The 16,559-nt window shown below is 34.2% G+C and carries 19 protein-coding genes, 2 tRNA genes and 1 rRNA gene; 4 read left to right on the top strand and 18 right to left on the bottom strand.

The window, feature by feature from the left end:
• Positions 1–35: 35 nt before the first annotated feature.
• The 4 genes from F5ESL0261_RS01910 to F5ESL0261_RS01900 form a co-directional block, all read right to left on the bottom strand.
• Positions 36–371 (bottom strand): hypothetical protein, encoded by a 336-nt coding sequence (locus tag F5ESL0261_RS01910; RefSeq protein ID WP_122051979.1) that lies wholly within the window; start codon positions 369–371, stop codon positions 36–38.
• Between the two features lie 99 nt (positions 372–470).
• Positions 471–1,304: a matrixin family metalloprotease gene (locus tag F5ESL0261_RS01905; RefSeq protein ID WP_158595186.1), complete on the bottom strand. Its 834-nt coding sequence runs from the start codon at positions 1,302–1,304 to the stop codon at positions 471–473.
• 73 nt (positions 1,305–1,377) lie between these two features.
• Positions 1,378–1,506: a hypothetical protein gene (locus tag F5ESL0261_RS10250; protein ID WP_255409673.1), complete on the bottom strand. Its 129-nt coding sequence runs from the start codon at positions 1,504–1,506 to the stop codon at positions 1,378–1,380.
• A gap of 99 nt (positions 1,507–1,605) precedes the next feature.
• On the bottom strand, positions 1,606–2,214 hold the full coding sequence (locus tag F5ESL0261_RS01900) for a matrixin family metalloprotease (RefSeq protein WP_122051977.1): 609 nt from the start codon (positions 2,212–2,214) through the stop codon (positions 1,606–1,608).
• Between the two features lie 445 nt (positions 2,215–2,659).
• Here F5ESL0261_RS01900 and F5ESL0261_RS01895 point away from each other — a divergent pair, with 445 nt between their 5' ends.
• Entirely contained in the window at positions 2,660–3,280 is a 621-nt protein-coding gene (locus F5ESL0261_RS01895; RefSeq protein ID WP_122051976.1) for a hypothetical protein, read from the top strand.
• Between the two features lie 311 nt (positions 3,281–3,591).
• Here the strand turns inward: F5ESL0261_RS01895 and F5ESL0261_RS01890 are convergent, their stop codons facing one another.
• From F5ESL0261_RS01890 to F5ESL0261_RS01880, 3 genes are read right to left on the bottom strand one after another with little or no spacing between them, the layout of a single operon-like run.
• Positions 3,592–4,509 carry an SEC10/PgrA surface exclusion domain-containing protein gene (locus tag F5ESL0261_RS01890; RefSeq protein WP_122051975.1) on the bottom strand — a complete coding sequence of 306 codons (918 nt, stop codon included), beginning with the start codon at positions 4,507–4,509 and terminating at the stop codon, positions 3,592–3,594.
• Between the two features lie 21 nt (positions 4,510–4,530).
• Entirely contained in the window at positions 4,531–5,385 is an 855-nt protein-coding gene (locus F5ESL0261_RS01885; RefSeq protein WP_122051974.1) for a hypothetical protein, read from the bottom strand.
• 44 nt (positions 5,386–5,429) lie between these two features.
• Entirely contained in the window at positions 5,430–6,029 is a 600-nt protein-coding gene (locus F5ESL0261_RS01880) for a CFI-box-CTERM domain-containing protein (RefSeq protein WP_122051973.1), read from the bottom strand.
• A gap of 235 nt (positions 6,030–6,264) precedes the next feature.
• Between F5ESL0261_RS01880 and F5ESL0261_RS01875 the strand changes: the two genes are divergently transcribed.
• Positions 6,265–6,447: a YlcI/YnfO family protein gene (locus F5ESL0261_RS01875; protein WP_122051972.1), complete on the top strand. Its 183-nt coding sequence runs from the start codon at positions 6,265–6,267 to the stop codon at positions 6,445–6,447.
• Positions 6,448–6,769: 322 nt separating this feature from the next.
• On the opposite strand, the gene F5ESL0261_RS01870 is transcribed toward F5ESL0261_RS01875, so the two are convergent.
• The 4 genes from F5ESL0261_RS01870 to F5ESL0261_RS01855 form a co-directional block, all read right to left on the bottom strand.
• On the bottom strand, positions 6,770–7,465 hold the full coding sequence (locus F5ESL0261_RS01870) for a hypothetical protein (RefSeq protein ID WP_122051971.1): 696 nt from the start codon (positions 7,463–7,465) through the stop codon (positions 6,770–6,772).
• An 18-nt stretch (positions 7,466–7,483) separates the two neighbouring features.
• Positions 7,484–8,050: a DUF6287 domain-containing protein gene (locus F5ESL0261_RS01865; RefSeq protein ID WP_147446220.1), complete on the bottom strand. Its 567-nt coding sequence runs from the start codon at positions 8,048–8,050 to the stop codon at positions 7,484–7,486.
• 684 nt (positions 8,051–8,734) lie between these two features.
• Positions 8,735–8,807 (bottom strand) — tRNA-Thr (locus F5ESL0261_RS01860).
• Between the two features lie 67 nt (positions 8,808–8,874).
• A complete protein-coding gene (locus F5ESL0261_RS01855; RefSeq protein ID WP_122051969.1) occupies positions 8,875–9,633 on the bottom strand; it encodes an NADPH-dependent oxidoreductase in 759 nt (252 codons plus the stop codon).
• A 140-nt stretch (positions 9,634–9,773) separates the two neighbouring features.
• On the opposite strand from F5ESL0261_RS01855, the gene galE reads away from it, so the two are divergent.
• Positions 9,774–10,766 carry a UDP-glucose 4-epimerase GalE gene (gene galE / locus F5ESL0261_RS01850; protein ID WP_122051968.1) on the top strand — a complete coding sequence of 331 codons (993 nt, stop codon included), beginning with the start codon at positions 9,774–9,776 and terminating at the stop codon, positions 10,764–10,766.
• A 37-nt stretch (positions 10,767–10,803) separates the two neighbouring features.
• On the opposite strand, the gene F5ESL0261_RS01845 is transcribed toward galE, so the two are convergent.
• Positions 10,804–11,352, bottom strand: a complete 549-nt coding sequence (locus tag F5ESL0261_RS01845; RefSeq protein WP_122051967.1) for a GNAT family N-acetyltransferase — start codon at positions 11,350–11,352, stop codon at positions 10,804–10,806.
• 186 nt (positions 11,353–11,538) lie between these two features.
• Here F5ESL0261_RS01845 and F5ESL0261_RS01840 point away from each other — a divergent pair, with 186 nt between their 5' ends.
• Positions 11,539–12,909, top strand: coding sequence for an amino acid permease (locus F5ESL0261_RS01840; protein WP_122051966.1), 1,371 nt, complete (start codon positions 11,539–11,541; stop codon positions 12,907–12,909).
• A 119-nt stretch (positions 12,910–13,028) separates the two neighbouring features.
• On the opposite strand, the gene F5ESL0261_RS01835 is transcribed toward F5ESL0261_RS01840, so the two are convergent.
• The 6 genes from F5ESL0261_RS01835 to rrf form a co-directional block, all read right to left on the bottom strand.
• The gene (locus F5ESL0261_RS01835) at positions 13,029–13,391 is read right to left on the bottom strand and encodes a DUF956 family protein (RefSeq protein WP_122051965.1); all 363 of its coding nucleotides are present in this window, start codon (positions 13,389–13,391) and stop codon (positions 13,029–13,031) included.
• Between the two features lie 6 nt (positions 13,392–13,397).
• Positions 13,398–14,312 carry a PTS system mannose/fructose/sorbose family transporter subunit IID gene (locus F5ESL0261_RS01830; RefSeq protein WP_046331632.1) on the bottom strand — a complete coding sequence of 305 codons (915 nt, stop codon included), beginning with the start codon at positions 14,310–14,312 and terminating at the stop codon, positions 13,398–13,400.
• A 27-nt stretch (positions 14,313–14,339) separates the two neighbouring features.
• On the bottom strand, positions 14,340–15,149 hold the full coding sequence (locus tag F5ESL0261_RS01825; RefSeq protein ID WP_046331631.1) for a PTS mannose/fructose/sorbose transporter subunit IIC: 810 nt from the start codon (positions 15,147–15,149) through the stop codon (positions 14,340–14,342).
• Between the two features lie 17 nt (positions 15,150–15,166).
• Positions 15,167–16,177, bottom strand: coding sequence for a mannose/fructose/sorbose PTS transporter subunit IIA (locus F5ESL0261_RS01820; RefSeq protein ID WP_122051964.1), 1,011 nt, complete (start codon positions 16,175–16,177; stop codon positions 15,167–15,169).
• A 174-nt stretch (positions 16,178–16,351) separates the two neighbouring features.
• Positions 16,352–16,424, bottom strand: a tRNA-Asn gene (locus tag F5ESL0261_RS01815).
• 10 nt (positions 16,425–16,434) lie between these two features.
• Positions 16,435–16,551 (bottom strand): 5S ribosomal RNA (gene rrf / locus F5ESL0261_RS01810).
• Positions 16,552–16,559 lie beyond the last annotated feature (8 nt).

Raw genomic sequence — 16,559 nt, 5'->3', positions numbered from 1 at the left:
TTTAGCAAAGCAATAACCGCTAAGATGATATTTGTCTAAAACATTTTGAGTAAAATTGTCAATTTTGGCGTGTTGGTGTAAACATCAGGAATTGGTTTAATCTTGTAAACAGGTTTCTCGGCACATAAATACGAGTAGTATTTGTCAGAGTCCTCATATTTGATTTTCTTTCTCTTATGACTGATGTAAACGTGCTTTTTCTTATTATATTTGTAGGTATAGCCTTTTTTGAATTGTGATTTCTTGTGCGAAATGGCAGTTTTAGCTTTGGCAATAACTGTTACTGGTTCAACAGTAGAAATAGCTGGTGTCATTGTAATTAAGGATAAAAGGGTGATGGCTGTTGCTTTTAACTTTTTAGTGAATTTCATGATAATTTTTCCTTTCTAAATTGTAGTTGATGTAGTTAGCAGCCTAAAAGACCATATCAGTAATCATTACTAGTATGGTCGATATGTTGTCAACAGAGATTAGTTTTGGTAAAGAATAGCTAAACCATTGATGTAATCTTGGTCGATTGCAACATGAGTTGAGTCAATAGTATTGACTTTTTTGATGAAAAATGTAGGATACATTATTTCTGATTGGTTTGTATTGTGATCCAAACCCAATGCGTGCCCTATTTCGTGTATTGTAACTTGGTTAACAGTTAATTTATAATCATCACCTGTTGCTTTATTTATTTCATCAGTGTATAACGTTACGATATTTTGTTTGTAAACAAATAAGCCATTATACTTTTGACCTGTACCTTCTGTTTCAGTATAGCCTAAACGTGGTTCTTTTGGTGATTTGTTTGCTAATTTAATTATAATATTAGCTTTTTTCTTTTTTGTTTTTATTAATGTAACTATATTTAGTTCATTTATTTGTTGTATTGCGTTTTCAACAATTCTTTGTTGTTCGTTTGGCAATTTATTATTATTATATGTAATAGTTGTTTTTGCCCAACGGTCACCTGATAGATTGTATTTATTTAAAATGTGATCGGTAAAACTGCTGATTTTAGGAACGTCATAATTTGATTTAGCTTTTTGAACTTTTTGTTCTTTTGGTAAATTAAATTTTTGACGTTCTTTTTTAGACATTTTGTGTCCAATGTAGCAATGTTTCTTTTTGTTGTAAGTATAAGCATAGCCAAATTTAAATTGGTGTTTGTTTTTGGCGGTTACATAGTGTTTCTTTTTAGCTTTCTTAGCTTGAACAATTGTAGGCTTAGCTATAATTGGGGTAATTGTTCCAGTTAAAGTAATTAATGAAAGCATGGTAACAGTTGATTTTAGTAATTTTGATGAGAATTTCATCATAAATTTCTCTTTCTATGTCTTTAAAAATAGTGATTATTTTAATTCTATGATATATTATTTGTTAATTTTTTTAAACTTTGGTTTCTTGTGAGCAATAACGATTTTTGCTTTGGCATTGAGCAACAGAAGCAGTTGGTGTCATTGTGATTGAGGCTAAAGTGGTAATGATAGTTGCTTTTAACTTTTTAATGAACTTCATGATAATTTTACTTTCTAAATTGTGTTTTGTTGTAGTTAACAACATAAAAAACCATACCAGTAATGGTTACTGACATGGTCAATATATTGTTAACAGAGATTAGTTTTGGTAAAGAATTGCTAAACCGTTGATGTAATCTTGGTCGATAGCTGCATGAGTTGAGTCAATTGTATTTGTATTTTCAGTGTATGTAGTAGGGTTCATTATGTTGTTTACATTAGAATGGGTATGATCTAGTCCTAGTGCATGTCCTAATTCATGTAAAATGGTTTTGTTTAATTCTAAGGCGTAATTTCCATGTGAATGATTAAGAACTGTAGGGTTGTATAGTTCTACTTTTGCTGTTTCGATTAGATTTAGCTTTTTGTATGTATAGTCATTATCTTCTACTCTTGTTTTTCCTAAAGCAGTATTGTTTTGTTCTACTGAAACAATTGTTATGTTTGCTTTTTTAGTAGTAATAGTTAGATTAATAATATTTAAATTGTTAATTTGTTCTATTGCATCTTTAGCAATTTGCTGTTGTTCGTTTGTTAATGCTTGAATATTGACGGTTATATTGGTCTTTGACCATCTATCGCCTTCTAGGTTGTAATTTGTAATTATATTTTTAGTAAATTTCTTTACATTAGGTACATTGTAAGTGCTAGTAGCTTGCTCAACTTTTGGTTCGTCAGAGTCAGTGGTTGCAGTTTGGTGTTTCTTCATTTTATGACCGATGAAAACACCTTTCTTTTTATAATAAGTGTAGCTGTAACCGGGTTTAAATTCATCGTAGTATTTAGCAATGACGTAAGTCTTCTTTTTAGTTTTCTTAACTTTTTTGTGATGTTTCTTAGCTTTAGCTGAAACAGTAGTTAAATTAGTAATAGTTGTTGGTGCAACGGTTGTGCTAGTAGTAATAAGTGCTAAAGCGACAATGGCAATTTTGATGAATTTTTATTTAATTTGATGTTCATGATGCATTTATTCTTTCTCAAAATAACTGATAATTTAAAAAATTAAACCATACTTCCCTCAATATATCATTACTGTCAGGCTTGAAACAAGTGCCAGTAAGATTTTTTAATGCTTATATTGCTTAATATTAAAATTAGAAATAAACTTGTATCAGATGTTGTACGCAAGCTATAAATTAACGGAGGTAGAATAAATGAATATCAATCAAATAAAACGAAATTCAATAAAAGTTAAGCCCAAACTTAAATTGTTAACTTGGGTTTTAACTATAGGTACTTTAGCTGGAGCTATTGCAACAATACATTTTCAAAGCTCGTATTCTATACAAACAGTAAAAGCCGCAAGCAAAAAAGATATTGACGAATTTAAAAATTTACATGTTAGCCCTAAAACCTTTCCTAAGAAAATGCGTGGTACTTGGTATTCATGTTCAAGTGATGATAATTCATTAACAAAAACAGTTATTACTAAAAATAAGATGATTTATCGATATAAAAATGGAAAAGTAACAAATTCCCTTCACGTCTATAAAAAACATAGTCTTAACCCTAAGAGTAAGGGATATAGGCGTAATAGAATTTCATGGCTTTTTCTTAATTATGTAAAACCTTTCAAAGAAAAAAATAGGTATTATGTTGTATATAGAGGTTGGAATCAAGTCCTTGGAACTAATATTCATTATAATGTTTCAAAAATAAATGGCCATGAAATTTTAACTTTATCTTCGGGTTTTTATGTTTCCGATCATTCTTATAAATCAAAGAAACTAGCTTTAAAGTATAAGCAAAAGCACTATCATAATTTTATATATTAAAATCGCAACGGGTTAACACCCAGCAAAAGGCCGTTAATCCCAAGTCAGTCCAACTATTTCTGCAATTATTTAATAACAAAAATTAGCCTTGATTTACCTTCGTAAAACGTTGATAAATCAAGGCTTATTAATTTAAACGATTTTTCTGAATATTAGTTGCTTATCAGAATTTGGAAATGAACTTTTATATAAAAATGTTTCCTTTGTTTTAAAAACTTACTAATCGTCTCATCTAATTGGCATACCGATAAATTTTTTATTTATGAAAAATAACTCTTTTGAATCAAATGATTTTCTCAAAATAATTTTATTTATGGTTTAAACGAACCAATAGCTTCTCTTGCCCCTTCTCCCGTCACAAAAAATGACGATATTCCAATATAATGAACAGAATATTCATCACCTCTACGACTAATACTAAGACCAAAATAAGAGTATTCATCATGTTCATTTATTTCGTGACCAGCATTGCTCAACAAATTTCCAGCATGAAGCCATTCAGTATAACAACTTTTCTTTGAATAATCTCCGCCATCATAACCAAATATCATTTCAATTAAGCCATCATAAATCTCTGACTTAAGCTCAGAAATTGTCATTTTTTTAGTGCTTTCGAATCCAGTCAGATCTTCAATGTAATTGTTATCTATATTTAAACCATTCTTCTTAGCAGCGCGAACTATTCCCTCAATATAATGATCGCCAGGATCAAAAACTGACTTTTTATTTTTAGTATATTCCTGAGCAATATCATCTGCAATTCTTTGGGTACCTTCACTTTTAATCCATGGTTTTAAATTTAAATAACTTCGTGCTTCATTAATTAATCTCAAAGTATAAGAAGTAATTTCATCACTTTGCTTCCTAGTCATCTTAGTAGGATCAATTTTGGTTTTATCATCACTAGCACTTTCAGAATGTTTAAACTCATTCTGTTTAACTCCTAACATGCAAGCTTGGATAAATTCTTTACTTGGTTTATTTTCATATGCATTGGTCAACCGATCATAAGTATAGCCTGCTGGTAATTTAATTGTTGCCAAGGAATAAACTTTTTCTTTACGTTTTTTCTTATGATGCTTAACTCTTACTTTTTTCTTTGATTTAATCTTCGCCTCGACTTGGACTATTGGTGTAAATGAATTATCCACCACACTAAATTCCAGAATTCCAATTGTTATGACACTAAGCAACACTAAAAAGATTTTTCTATTACATGACTTCATCATTCAACCCTCTAAAATAAAAATTTAATATGAGATTATCCATCCTTCTGATATTCTCACTGAATCTCTATAACTTAGCCTTAGTCTATGTCGATTACCTTGAAACCAAGTTGAAAACACCATGTTAATATTTGGATATTTGATGTTTTTCCATATAAGGTTTCCAGATTTTGCTGCTTCTTCACTTAAATAACAGTTTTTAGAATATAATTCATATACAAGCGTATTATTGGCTTGAGGAACAAATTTATATTTTTGATAGACTAAAACTCTGTATTTTCTGCTTTTATATTTAATACTTTTTACCCAAAACCTATAGCCGCTATTACTGCTAATCGGTACAACGTAAATATCTTTTTTCTCTTGTTTATATACATGTTTACTGCTATTTATTAATTTCATTCGCTTTTTATTAATTGTCCACTGAAGATTTTGTGGACTAAACCATTGTCCACGAAGCTTTTTAGGTATTGTTTTCAGTCTTTTTCCAATTAATTTTTCTTTTTCAGTAGTATTAGCAATCTGAGTTTTTTTAACCTTAAAAGCTAATTTCTTTGTTTCTTTTTTATCTAACTTACTGTTATGTTTATGCCATTTTCCTTCAGAAAAATTTGAATTAAATTTATAACCTCGCCGTTTTAAACCGGATACTAGGAATTTTATGTATTTATAATCATTTGAATCTGGCGACCCATTTCTAAATGGTCCGTAATTAATTTGATAGTCTGGATAAAAAGTAAGAACATACTTTTCTTTTTCCTTAGCTTTAACGGTTTGTGGATTCATAGCATTGATTGGATTAGTTTCAGCAATACCACCAAAAATTCCTATTACTGAAATAGAAACTAATAGTTTAAGTATTTTGTGCTTGCTTTTCATTTTTTATTTCACCAGCCAAATTTATCATCAAAGAACAATATAATTTACAAATATTTCTCTTCTAATGCTTCTGAATAATCTTTATAAGTTTCATAAGCTTCTTTATTTTTGCCTTTATTAATCAGGTTAATACACTTTTGTACTAAGTCCGTATACATTTTCTGATAAACAGAAGCTTTATTAGGCAAAGAATTTATTTTTGCTACAATCTTTGGTGCAATTACATAATATTTTTTAGCAGCTTCCTTCATTTCAGTTGAAGTCTGCATAAAACCATCTCTAAAACTTCTTAACGTTTCTAATTCATAACAGTCATCCGGTTTACCAAAATAATCAACACATGCAGTGGTCAAGTAGCAGCCTCCTGTCCTACCATTTTTTTCATCAACCCCATAATTTATTGCAGGTACACCATTCATCGTTGTAGTTTCATCTGGATAAATTTCATCTATCTTTGCACCATTTTTATCATATAAAGCAATTGAATCATAACTTTGAGCACTGACATTATAAACATTAATGTATTTTTGAGTTCTCTGGTTTCCATTTTGCGGTTTCATATACATATATACTTCATGGTCAGTTAAAAATTCCGGTCTTGACATAACCTCTCTTGCAAATTTTTCTAAATCACTGTAACTCATTAACTTTCTCCTTTAACATTTCCAAATCTTACTATTGAACAAACTAGGCAATAAAAGCTCCTACTCTAAAAATGTATTTAGTATATTTAAGCTCTATTGCAAAAGTATATTGTGTTTTTAGTAATACTTACTTATTCACTTCCGCTGACTATCTTTCATTATCTTGTCTTGCTATTTGCAATGCATATTTATAATAGATTACTCCTTACAATGATTCCAACAGGAGGTAAACAAATTGGCATTTCAAATTAGATCAAATCGAAAAGAAACTGAAAATAAGACTATTCGCTTCCCGCTAAGTCTTATTAAGCAGATAGAAACAGCAATTGAAGGAAAAGATGTTACTTTTTCTAGTTTTGTGATTCAAGCATGTGAATATGCTCTTAGCAATCTAGAAGACACACCTAAAAAGAAGTAACTAAATTTCCTATAGTTTCATTTTACATTTTGCATTATATTTTGCAATTCTTTTTGTATTATAAAATATAATGTTAATTTGCAGATTTATAATTGACCAAGGGAGTACTATACCTAGTCGATTACCAGATTATACACAAAAAAGCAGCGTATTGCAGCATTCACATCGTGAGTCTCAACGCTGTTTTTGTTTTATTTTAGTCTTTATTTACTTTAAAGACTATATTTATAATTCTGTTGAGAGACGGTAACACAATCCATATATACTGGCCATTTTCCTGCATACTGCTATCTTTTTGACACTTAAGCTGTAATTTTTTTATTTAAGAGATTGTATTCTGATTGTCATTCACATGTAATGCACCGTACAGTTTTTTGCCTCTTTGTTTGATAATATCTGTAATTGCTAATAGGTAGTTTTCATCAATGAAATCAGCAGTATTAGTAAATTTTTTAAAATAATCTTTTTGAAATACTATAGCTTTCTTCAACTTATCAGTACTCTTAAAATCATTCTTAAAATTACTATTATAAAGTTCATTCAGTACAATTAGAAATTTATCAAAGAAATCATTGTACGGCTCCTGAGCTCTCTTAGGATTAATTCCACCTTGAACTGGCAAGATAAAGAAATTTCCTAGTTGATAATTATTACAGAGTTGATAATATGGTTTGCCCTTTTTATCAGTTTCTTCAAACTCGAAAATCTGGCCTTCATTATGCGGCGTACATTTTTTTATAATACCAATAATTTCTAACTGTGTCTTTCGGTCTAAAAAGCGATAATACTTACCATAATACTTTTTTACCGCTATTCGATAGGTATTTAGCGTATCACCTGCATGTTTTTTTTCATCAAACCAAGGAAAAAGCTTATGATAAATGCTATTTGTTAGCTCCGTTCGATCCGCTTCTTCTCCTTGAGTTAAAAAATCGAATCTTACTGCCTGTTCCTCATTTAGAGATAAAAAATTTTCTAAAGTTATTTTATTAATTCCAGAATAATCTTTAAGTTTCATTACACACCTCTAATAAAATCACTTGTCTCTTTGAAATATAAAGTTATCACCCATATTGCTACAGAAAATTGTTATCCGCTCTTTTCTAGTATCAACAGCCTTTGTAAATCGACCATGTACTTGACTCTCAATAGGAATATTCCGCGGATAAAAATCAAAGCTCCACGTAATCGCACCTTCAGAAGATGCAGTAAGCGGAGAATATTTTGTTCTATTGGCTTTTGATGGAACAGTAAACTTTAGTTTCCGTTTAAACTTTTTAGCATCATTAGGATCGGTCATTTTTTTACCTCGAACAAGTTCATATTTACCCAAAAACATCTTATTTTTAGTAACTCTTAGATTCTGAATATATACTTTATTCATCTTTCGCCAAGTAATTCCCTTGCCGTCATACCGATTATTTGTAAACGCAACTTCTTTCCATTCACCAGCAATGCTAGAATAATTGCCTTTTCTAATTTGAGCTAAATTCATCTTATGGCTTAGCTTGTTGCTAACTGCCTCAACTTTATGAGGAGCATTGTTATTACTATTTTTTTGAATTGTATCTTTTTGCTTTACTTTTTTGTTAACTTGAACCACTTTTACAGAACTTCCATTAGAGTTAGTCTTATGATTTGCTCTGCATCCCTCGAACAAACTGCTACATATTAGCAACCCAGTTATCATCTTTATTTTTTTATTCAAAATATCTTCAACCCTTTTCGTTTTACGCCTCGCAAGACAGTTTAAGAATATAACTGTCTTGCAGCTTATATGAACAACGCCTTTTGTCATTACATACGCTTTGACATTCAAATTGTCAGTCATGATGAGACAAAATCTTAAAGAAATGGAAAGTAAGTCCGTCGGATTTTATCTTTAGTCTTTTGAATTAATTATTTCAACATGTGAATACGCATTTAAACAAATGAAATAGTAATCAAAAATATATCCACTTCTTTAGCAATATATTTTACTATTTGCATTGCAAAATGCAATGCAAAATAAAAATGTGAATAGTATTGTAGCTTAATTTAAATGTATTGTTTTTGCTAAGGAAAAACAATACTCTGTTTGAGGCATATCTATTTGCACACAAAAAAGTGGCTATAAGTCCCGTTATATCAACCTAAAAGCCCACCTAAAAGTTTTTATCAAGAACACAGCTAAAATCGTGTTCCGTATCGTGTGCATAATTATCTTTAATAAACAAAAAATAACCTTAACTTACCAACAGAAAGCGCTGATATATCAAGGTTGTTTTACCAATTTTATTCTTCTGAATGCTGATTGCCAGAATCGAACTGGCGACCTTTTCTTTACGAGGGAAACGCTCTACCAACTGAGCTAAATCAGCAACTTTCACAACGTTTAAATTATACCAAAACAAAAAAAGTCGTGCAATCGAATGCGCGACTTTTATTTTATTTCCAATCTAGGCAAAGCTCTTGTTTGTGCAACAATTCTGGCAACTCGTCACGATCAATTCTTTTATCGTTTAACTTGTCACTAGTTATTTGCTTGGTAAAAGAATCAATACGTCTATTAGCATCCCGCAAGTCATAGTAAGTGGTAACGACTTGGTCATAGTCTTTCAAGTCTGCCACTTTAAAATCACGCGGATACTCATTTTCAAAAGTTGTAAATGCTAGTGGCAAGCGCGGTTTCAATTGTGGTTCTTGATCAGGAATACCCACTTGCATCCCTAACGCTGGAAATGTCAGCTTAGGCAAGTCTAGCACTTCCAACATTTTTAACGGGTGATCATTAATGGTGCCAAGAGGCACATAACCTAAATTCATACTTTCAACAGCATTAGCCACATTTTGCCAAGCAAGTAATGTGTCATCCATCCCCTGAAAGAAAATGTCAGTGGTATGAACACGTCCGTCATCTTTACCTAACTGGCGGCGAATTTGTTGGTTGCGGTATAGATCTACTACAAAGACAAACAAATCACCTTCAGCACCAACATATTTTTGTCCGCACAATTCTCTGATTTTTGCCCTTTTACCTTCATCAGTAATATGAAGCATTGTAGCATTTTGCATAAACATGCTCGTTGCTGTATGTTGAAAAACGGTGTACAAAGTATTTAATTGTTCTTCACTTAGTGTTTGATCTTTAAATTTTCTGATAGAGCGATGATTAATTTGCTGGTTAATTGTGGAATTATGAATCATTTTGATACTTCTTTCTTGCTATCTTACTAAAAGTAACTTTATTGCAAAATGATTTTACTGTCAATAATTGTCTTTTAAATTAACAGACTGTGCTAAAATTTAGACAGAAGATCATTACCATATAATAATTGGAGGAATTTATGCGCGTTTTAGTTATCGGCGGTGCCGGGTATATTGGCTCAGTAGCTGTAAAGAAATTAATTGAACAAAATAATGATGTTGTTGTCCTTGACGCTTTGTACACTGGACACAGAAAGGCAGTCAACCCTAAAGCCAAGTTTTACCAAGGAGATATTGAAAACAAGTTTTTAGTCAGTCAAATATTGCGTCAAGAAAAAATTGAGGCAGTTATGCACTTTGCCGCTTATTCTTTAGTGCCTGAATCCGTGCAAAAGCCACTGAAATACTATGATAATAACGTTTCAGGTATGATCGCACTCCTGGAGGCCATGAAAGATGCCGATGTAAAATACCTCGTCTTTTCTTCCAGCGCTGCCACATACGGCATCCCTAAGAAATTGCCAATTACTGAAGATTCACCACTTAATCCGATCAGTCCTTATGGCGAAACCAAAGTAATGATGGAAAAAATTATGCACTGGGCAGATAAAGCTGATGATATCAAATCAATTGCACTGCGCTATTTCAACGTTGCTGGTGCTGCAAGTGATGGGTCAATCGGAGAAGATCATTCTCCGGAAACGCATTTAATTCCTAATATTTTAAAAAGTGCTGTCAGTGGCGATGGTAAATTTACCATTTTTGGTAATGACTACGACACTAAAGATGGCACTAATGTCAGAGATTACGTTCAAATCGAAGATCTCATCGACGCGCATGTACTGGCACTAAAATACTTAGTTAAAACCAACAAATCCGATGTTTTCAACCTAGGAACTGCTCACGGTTATTCCAACTTAGGGATCTTACAGGCGGCTCGTAAAGTTACCAATATTGAAATTCCATATACTATGGGACCACGACGTGCAGGTGACCCTGACAGTTTAGTTGCCGATTCAACCAAAGCCAGAACTATTTTAGGCTGGGAGCCACAACACGAGAGCGCTGAAGATGTAATGGCAAGTGCATGGAAATGGCACCAAACTCATCCTCAAGGATATGCAGATAAATAATAAAATTGCTGGTAAAATTTACCAGCAATTTTTTTGACTAATTTTGAGGGTTAAATGTGATATATAATTCCATATCACAGAACTTATCGTGATACTTAACCTCATCTTTAAGCCTGGCCACATATTCAAAGTGCAGTCTTTCAGCAATAGCTCTACTAGGTTTATTATTATGATCTGCCAATAATTTAATGCTGTGTAATCCAAACTGGTTGAATGATACGTCTACTAACTTTTTAACGGCATGGGTCATGATTCCGTTACCCTGATATTTTTGCCCCAGCCAATAGCCAATTTCGCCGCTTTCATTTTTTAACTTAATATTGTGCAGGTCAACCATTCCCGCTGGTTTGCCATTGACAAGAACAACTAGGACCAGTTTCTTATAATTAGCGGTGTCAACTCGCATTGCCTTAATAAAATCAACTTCATCTTTGACACTCGTAATTTTACCGGCCCAGGGTAAGAAGTGTGCCAGCTGATCACGGTCATGGACAATAATTTCGTATAAAGCATCCGCATGACCGACTTCCGGTAATACCAAACTAATCTCCAAGTTATTAACAGTAAATTGGCCAATGGTAAACATTAAATCTTCCTCCTTAATTTATTTTTAATAAAATATATGATACTACAATTTGTCTTTAAATAAAGCCCTTTTTAACATAACAAAATTTACAATTTAGCGAAATTTTAGTTTGGTTAAAAACATACACTTATGTATAATGCTATAATTTAATAATGTAACTAATTTTTAAGTATTTGGAGTGATTTAATGAGCGAAGAAGAGGAAAATAACGGTTCTGGTTACGAACGAACCTTGACTAACGCGCATATTCAATTGATTGCCCTGGGTGGGACAATTGGTACTGGTTTATTTCTAGGCGTAGGTAATAGTATTAGACGAGCCGGTCCCAGTGTCATTTTGATTTATGTCGTTGTCGGTATTTTCTTATTTCTACTAATGCGAGCTTTAGGTGAGCTCATAGTTTCAGACTTATCCAAGCATACCTATATTGATTTTATTGAAAAGTACTTGGGTAAAAACACTGGATTTATTTCAGGTTATCTCTACTGGATCAGCTGGGTAACTCTGGGTATGGCAGAAATGACAGCCTTGGGAATATATTTTCAATACTGGTTTCCCCATTTGCCTACATGGGTACCTGGCTTAGTAACCATCGCAATTTTACTATTTATCAATTTGCTTTCTGCGCGGCTTTTCGGTAATTTGGAGTTTAGTTTTGCCATAATTAAAATTGTGACCGTTATTGCATTCGTGATTTTAGTGGCCTATTTGTTAATAACTGGTGGAAAAACCTCTTTTGGACCCGTTACTCTTGCTAACTTATCCACACATGGTGGCTTTTTTGCTAAAGGCGGCACCGGGTTCTTTTCCGGTTTTCAGATGGTTATCTTTAGCTTTGTTGGAGTTGAACTAGTCGGATTAACTGCTGCAGAGGCGCAAAACCCCAAAGTAACAATTAGAAAGGCTATTAATGAGGTTCCACTACGAATAATTTTATTTTATGTGCTTGCTATCATCGCTATTTTAGTAGTGATTCCATGGAATAAAGTAGCAACTAACTCTAGTCCTTTTGTACAGACATTAGCTGCCACTGGCATCCGCAATGCCGGCTCAATTATCAATTTTGTGGTTATTTCTGCTGCTGTTTCCTCGACTAACAGTATTTTATACAGTGCAGGCAGATTGCTATTTTCCGTAACTTTTAACGGTAAGGGAAAATTTAACCAGACATTTGGTCACCTGAGAAGACAATTACCACAAAATGCACTGACCTTATCGGCTTGCTTAATGGCGTTAGCACCTTTTGTTATTATTGTCATCGGCAATGAGGCATTTAATTTTATTTCTTCTACCTCTACCAGTATGTTTTTAATTATTTGGTGTCTAATGCTTTTAACTCATATTGCCTACCGCAAAAAGACACCTGCACAAAAACTTACCGATTTTAAAATGCCTGGTTTCCCTTTTTTAGATTACATGACTTTAATCTTTTTTATTTTGATGATTGTTTTACTATTAATTTTACCTGCAAACAGGATTTCTATGATTTCAGCTCTGTTAATCTTTACAGTTTTGTCAACCGTATCTAAAATTTGGCACAAAGAAAAGAAGGCATAGCAATTCAAGCTTTACAACAGAAAGTTGCTGATGAATTAGGTGTTGTCGGAGAAATAAGTATTAAAACCAAGAATTAAGTAAAAAAATTCCTAGACAATTAATTTTGTCTAGGAACTTTTTTATTTATGCATTATTCTTCTTTTGATTTTTTGCCATAATCCCAGTGCCTGTCGCATGCGATTGGCAGATACATATTCACGAATAGCGCGCAAAGTCTTTTTATTATTTCGTGTTGTAAAAATAAATTTTCCATTTGCACGGGTGCGAATTTCAAAACGAGGTATATAGCGTCCGTGAAAATAGACATCCGCCACCACATAGGTAACTTCTGACCACGGAATTTGGACGTAATCAGAGATATTACGGTCATTATAAAATTCAAATGCCTTATCTCCGACCATTACTTTACCGTATGTCGACAATGCGCGAAACCAAGTCGCATTTGCCGTTAAATCAACTTTGGTGTTTCTTGATTCAACCATTTTAGCTTAAAGCACATGCAGAACGTGCAAAACGACACCAACAATGAAGATGGCAATAATAATTACGATTGGTGAAACTTTCTTCTTTAGCAACCACATACACAGGAAAGTCAAAAGTAGTCCAGCTAAACCAGGGATTAAACTATCCAAGTTGTTTTGCAAAGTAGTAACTTTAAACTTGGTTAAAGACAAGCCATTTGCCTGATCAATTAAAGCTTGTTGAATACCTTTAGCACCGGCTGGAAGTGAGCCCCAATCAATATAGCCACCCTTTTGGACAGGCGTCTTTGAAACAATCGGAGTGAACTTAATGTTAACCCAGCGTTCAATCAGGGAGCCTAAAACAAACATACCCATCATCGAAGCTCCACGGGTTACCTTTTGCAATAGACCACCAGACATATCATTAGTAATTGCAGAACCGGCTTTGTAGCCAAATTCTTGTGTATACCACATGAAGGCTAATCTAATTACGTTCCAAATAACGAAGAACAAAATTGGTCCTAAAATGTTGCCTTGAATAGCCATTGAGGCACCTAAGGCACCAACAATTGGCCGTACAGTGTACCAGAATACAGGGTCACCGACACCTGCTAAAGGTCCCATCATTCCAACCTTAACACCTTGAATAGCTTCATCTTCAACTTTGGCTCCATTAGCCTTATCCTCTTCTAAGGCTAAAGTAACACCTAGAATTGGCGATACTAAGTAAGGGTGAACGTTGAAGAAGACCAGGTGTCTCTGCAAAGCAGCTGCCATATCTTCTTTTTTAGGATAAAGTTTTCTCAAAGCAGGAATAAGTGAATATGCGTACCCACCGTTCTGCATTCTTTCGTAGTTCCATGAAGCTTGCAAAAATTGTGAGTGCCACATAACTTTGAAGCGGTCGGCTTTAGTTAATTTTATTTTTTTATCAGCCATTATAAAATCCTCCTCTTAAATATCACTCTAATAGTCATCTATGATATCGCCGAGTGGATCGCCGGTACCCTCATTATCAGAACTTGAACTGCCGTTATTGCCACCTTTTGACTCTAAAGCTAAGTACATGAGCGCCATCGCTAAACCGATTGCACCCAATGCAATCAAAGTTAGATCTTTAATAGCTGCCAAAGCAAAACCGATGGCAAAGAACGGCCAAACTTCACGACTAGCCATCATGTTGATTACCATTGCGTAACCAACGGCAACAACCATGGCACCACCTATTGACATACCATCACTAAGCCATGCTGGCATTAAGCCCAGCCAGTATCTAACTTGTGAAGCAGGAATAGCTAACAGCAGTGCAGCCGGAATAGCGATTCTCAATCCCTGCAGACAAACATCAAGCCATTGCCACATATTAATTTTACGCCAATCGCCTTTTTTAGCATCGGCATCCATAATGTGTACAATACCAGTAGAAATTGTCCGAACGATCATAGTCAAAAATAGTCCGGCAACGGCCAGAGGCATGGCAATACCAGTAGCCATACCAATGCCCTTTGTTCCTTGACCACTTTGAACCAAGATGATAGCGGAAGCTACTGAAGCCAAAGCAGCATCAGGAGCAACAGCAGCACCAATATTTGCCCAGCCCAAGGCGATCATTTGTAAATAGCCACCTAAGATAACACCCAAAACCAGATTACCGGTTACCAGGCCGATTAGTGTACAAGCAACCAATGGTTGGTGGAATTCCCATTGGTCCAAGATGCCTTCCATACCTGCAAGAAAGGCAACTATGACAACTAAAATCATTTGAATAGCATTCATTTTTTACTCCTATTCTCTTACTTGTTTTGTTCATCAAGCAAACTTTGAGCTTTATTTAAAATAGCTTCCATATTGCCCTCTTTATCAGTTGGAACTTTACGCACATCATACTTGATTCCCATTTTTTCAAGTTCGTGGAAAGTATCAACATCTTCTTGATTCATGGACAATACATTGTTAGCATTGACATCGCCTACTTTATAGGACATTGAGCCAACATTGACTGTCTTAATGTCGACGCCTGCTTTTATGACTTTTAAAACATCTTCTGGATTTTCAAAAAGCAGTAAGGCATGTGTGTTACCAAAGCGGGGATCTTTAGCGATCTCTACCATCTTTTTCAACGGAACAGTATGCGCTTTGACACCAGCAGGAGCAGCTTCACGAATCATGCTTTTACGCATTTCGTCTTTTGCTACACTGTCAGAAACAACGATAACTCGGTCAGGGTGCATGGTTGGTATCCAGCCAGTTGCCACTTGTCCGTGTAGCAATCGGGAATCAATCCGAGCTAAAACAAACTTAATATGACCATCACCAACAACAGTACCTTCAGGAATAGATTTCTTACTCTCTTTATTTTCAGAATTTGATTCCTTTTTTGTTTCTGTAGAATCTTTTGGCATTAATTCTGCAGGTTTAGTTTTAATTCCATCCTTAGCTGGCTCAACAATCACCGTTGCAATTTGATGAACGGTAATGTCAGGGTTTGTCATCCTCTGAGTTAGTGCTTCAACAACCATTGGTAAATTCATACCAGTGACAACCGCCCAATTTGGATGTTTTTCAAGCAAAGCATTTGCTTGATTAAATGGCGTACCTCCCCACAAATCAACTATTAACAGTACTTCATCTTGATTTTCAAATGAAGCAATTGCTGTTTCCATTTTGCTTCTTATATCATCAGGCCCTTCATCGGGCTTCAAAATGACATGAGCAAAATTGTCTTGTTCGCCAAACAGCATTTGCGCAGACTGCGCAATTCCATCGGCAAATCCACCATGGCTGGCTAAAACAATTCCTACCATGAGATTTCCTCCTTTAGATAAATGTATCCGCTAATATTGTACCGTGAAACAGGCTCTGTGTCACATTTTCTAACCATTACCTAACATTTTTCTAATATATAAGGACTAACACTTTATGCTTAATAAATAGACAAAAAAAGAGAACCCGCAGGTCCTCTTTTCTCTCTTTGCTCGCTCCGGCTGTCAGACTCGAACTGACGACATCTTGATTAACAGTCAAGCGCTCTACCAACTGAGCTAAGCCGGATTGCTAAAAAGCACGGCAGCGTCCTACCCTCGCAGGCAGTCTCCCACCAACTACTCTCGGCGTGAAGAAGCTTAACTGCTGTGTTCGGCATGGTTACAGGTGTTTCCTTCTTGCTCTTGCCACCGTACTTTTTCT

Origin of the sequence: Lactobacillus sp. ESL0261, assembly GCF_003693025.1 — a bacterium.
In the GTDB taxonomy this organism is placed as follows: domain Bacteria; phylum Bacillota; class Bacilli; order Lactobacillales; family Lactobacillaceae; genus Lactobacillus; species Lactobacillus kullabergensis.
The sequence above is the reverse complement of the archived record's forward strand: the minus strand, read 5'-3'. Positions and strand labels throughout refer to the sequence as shown.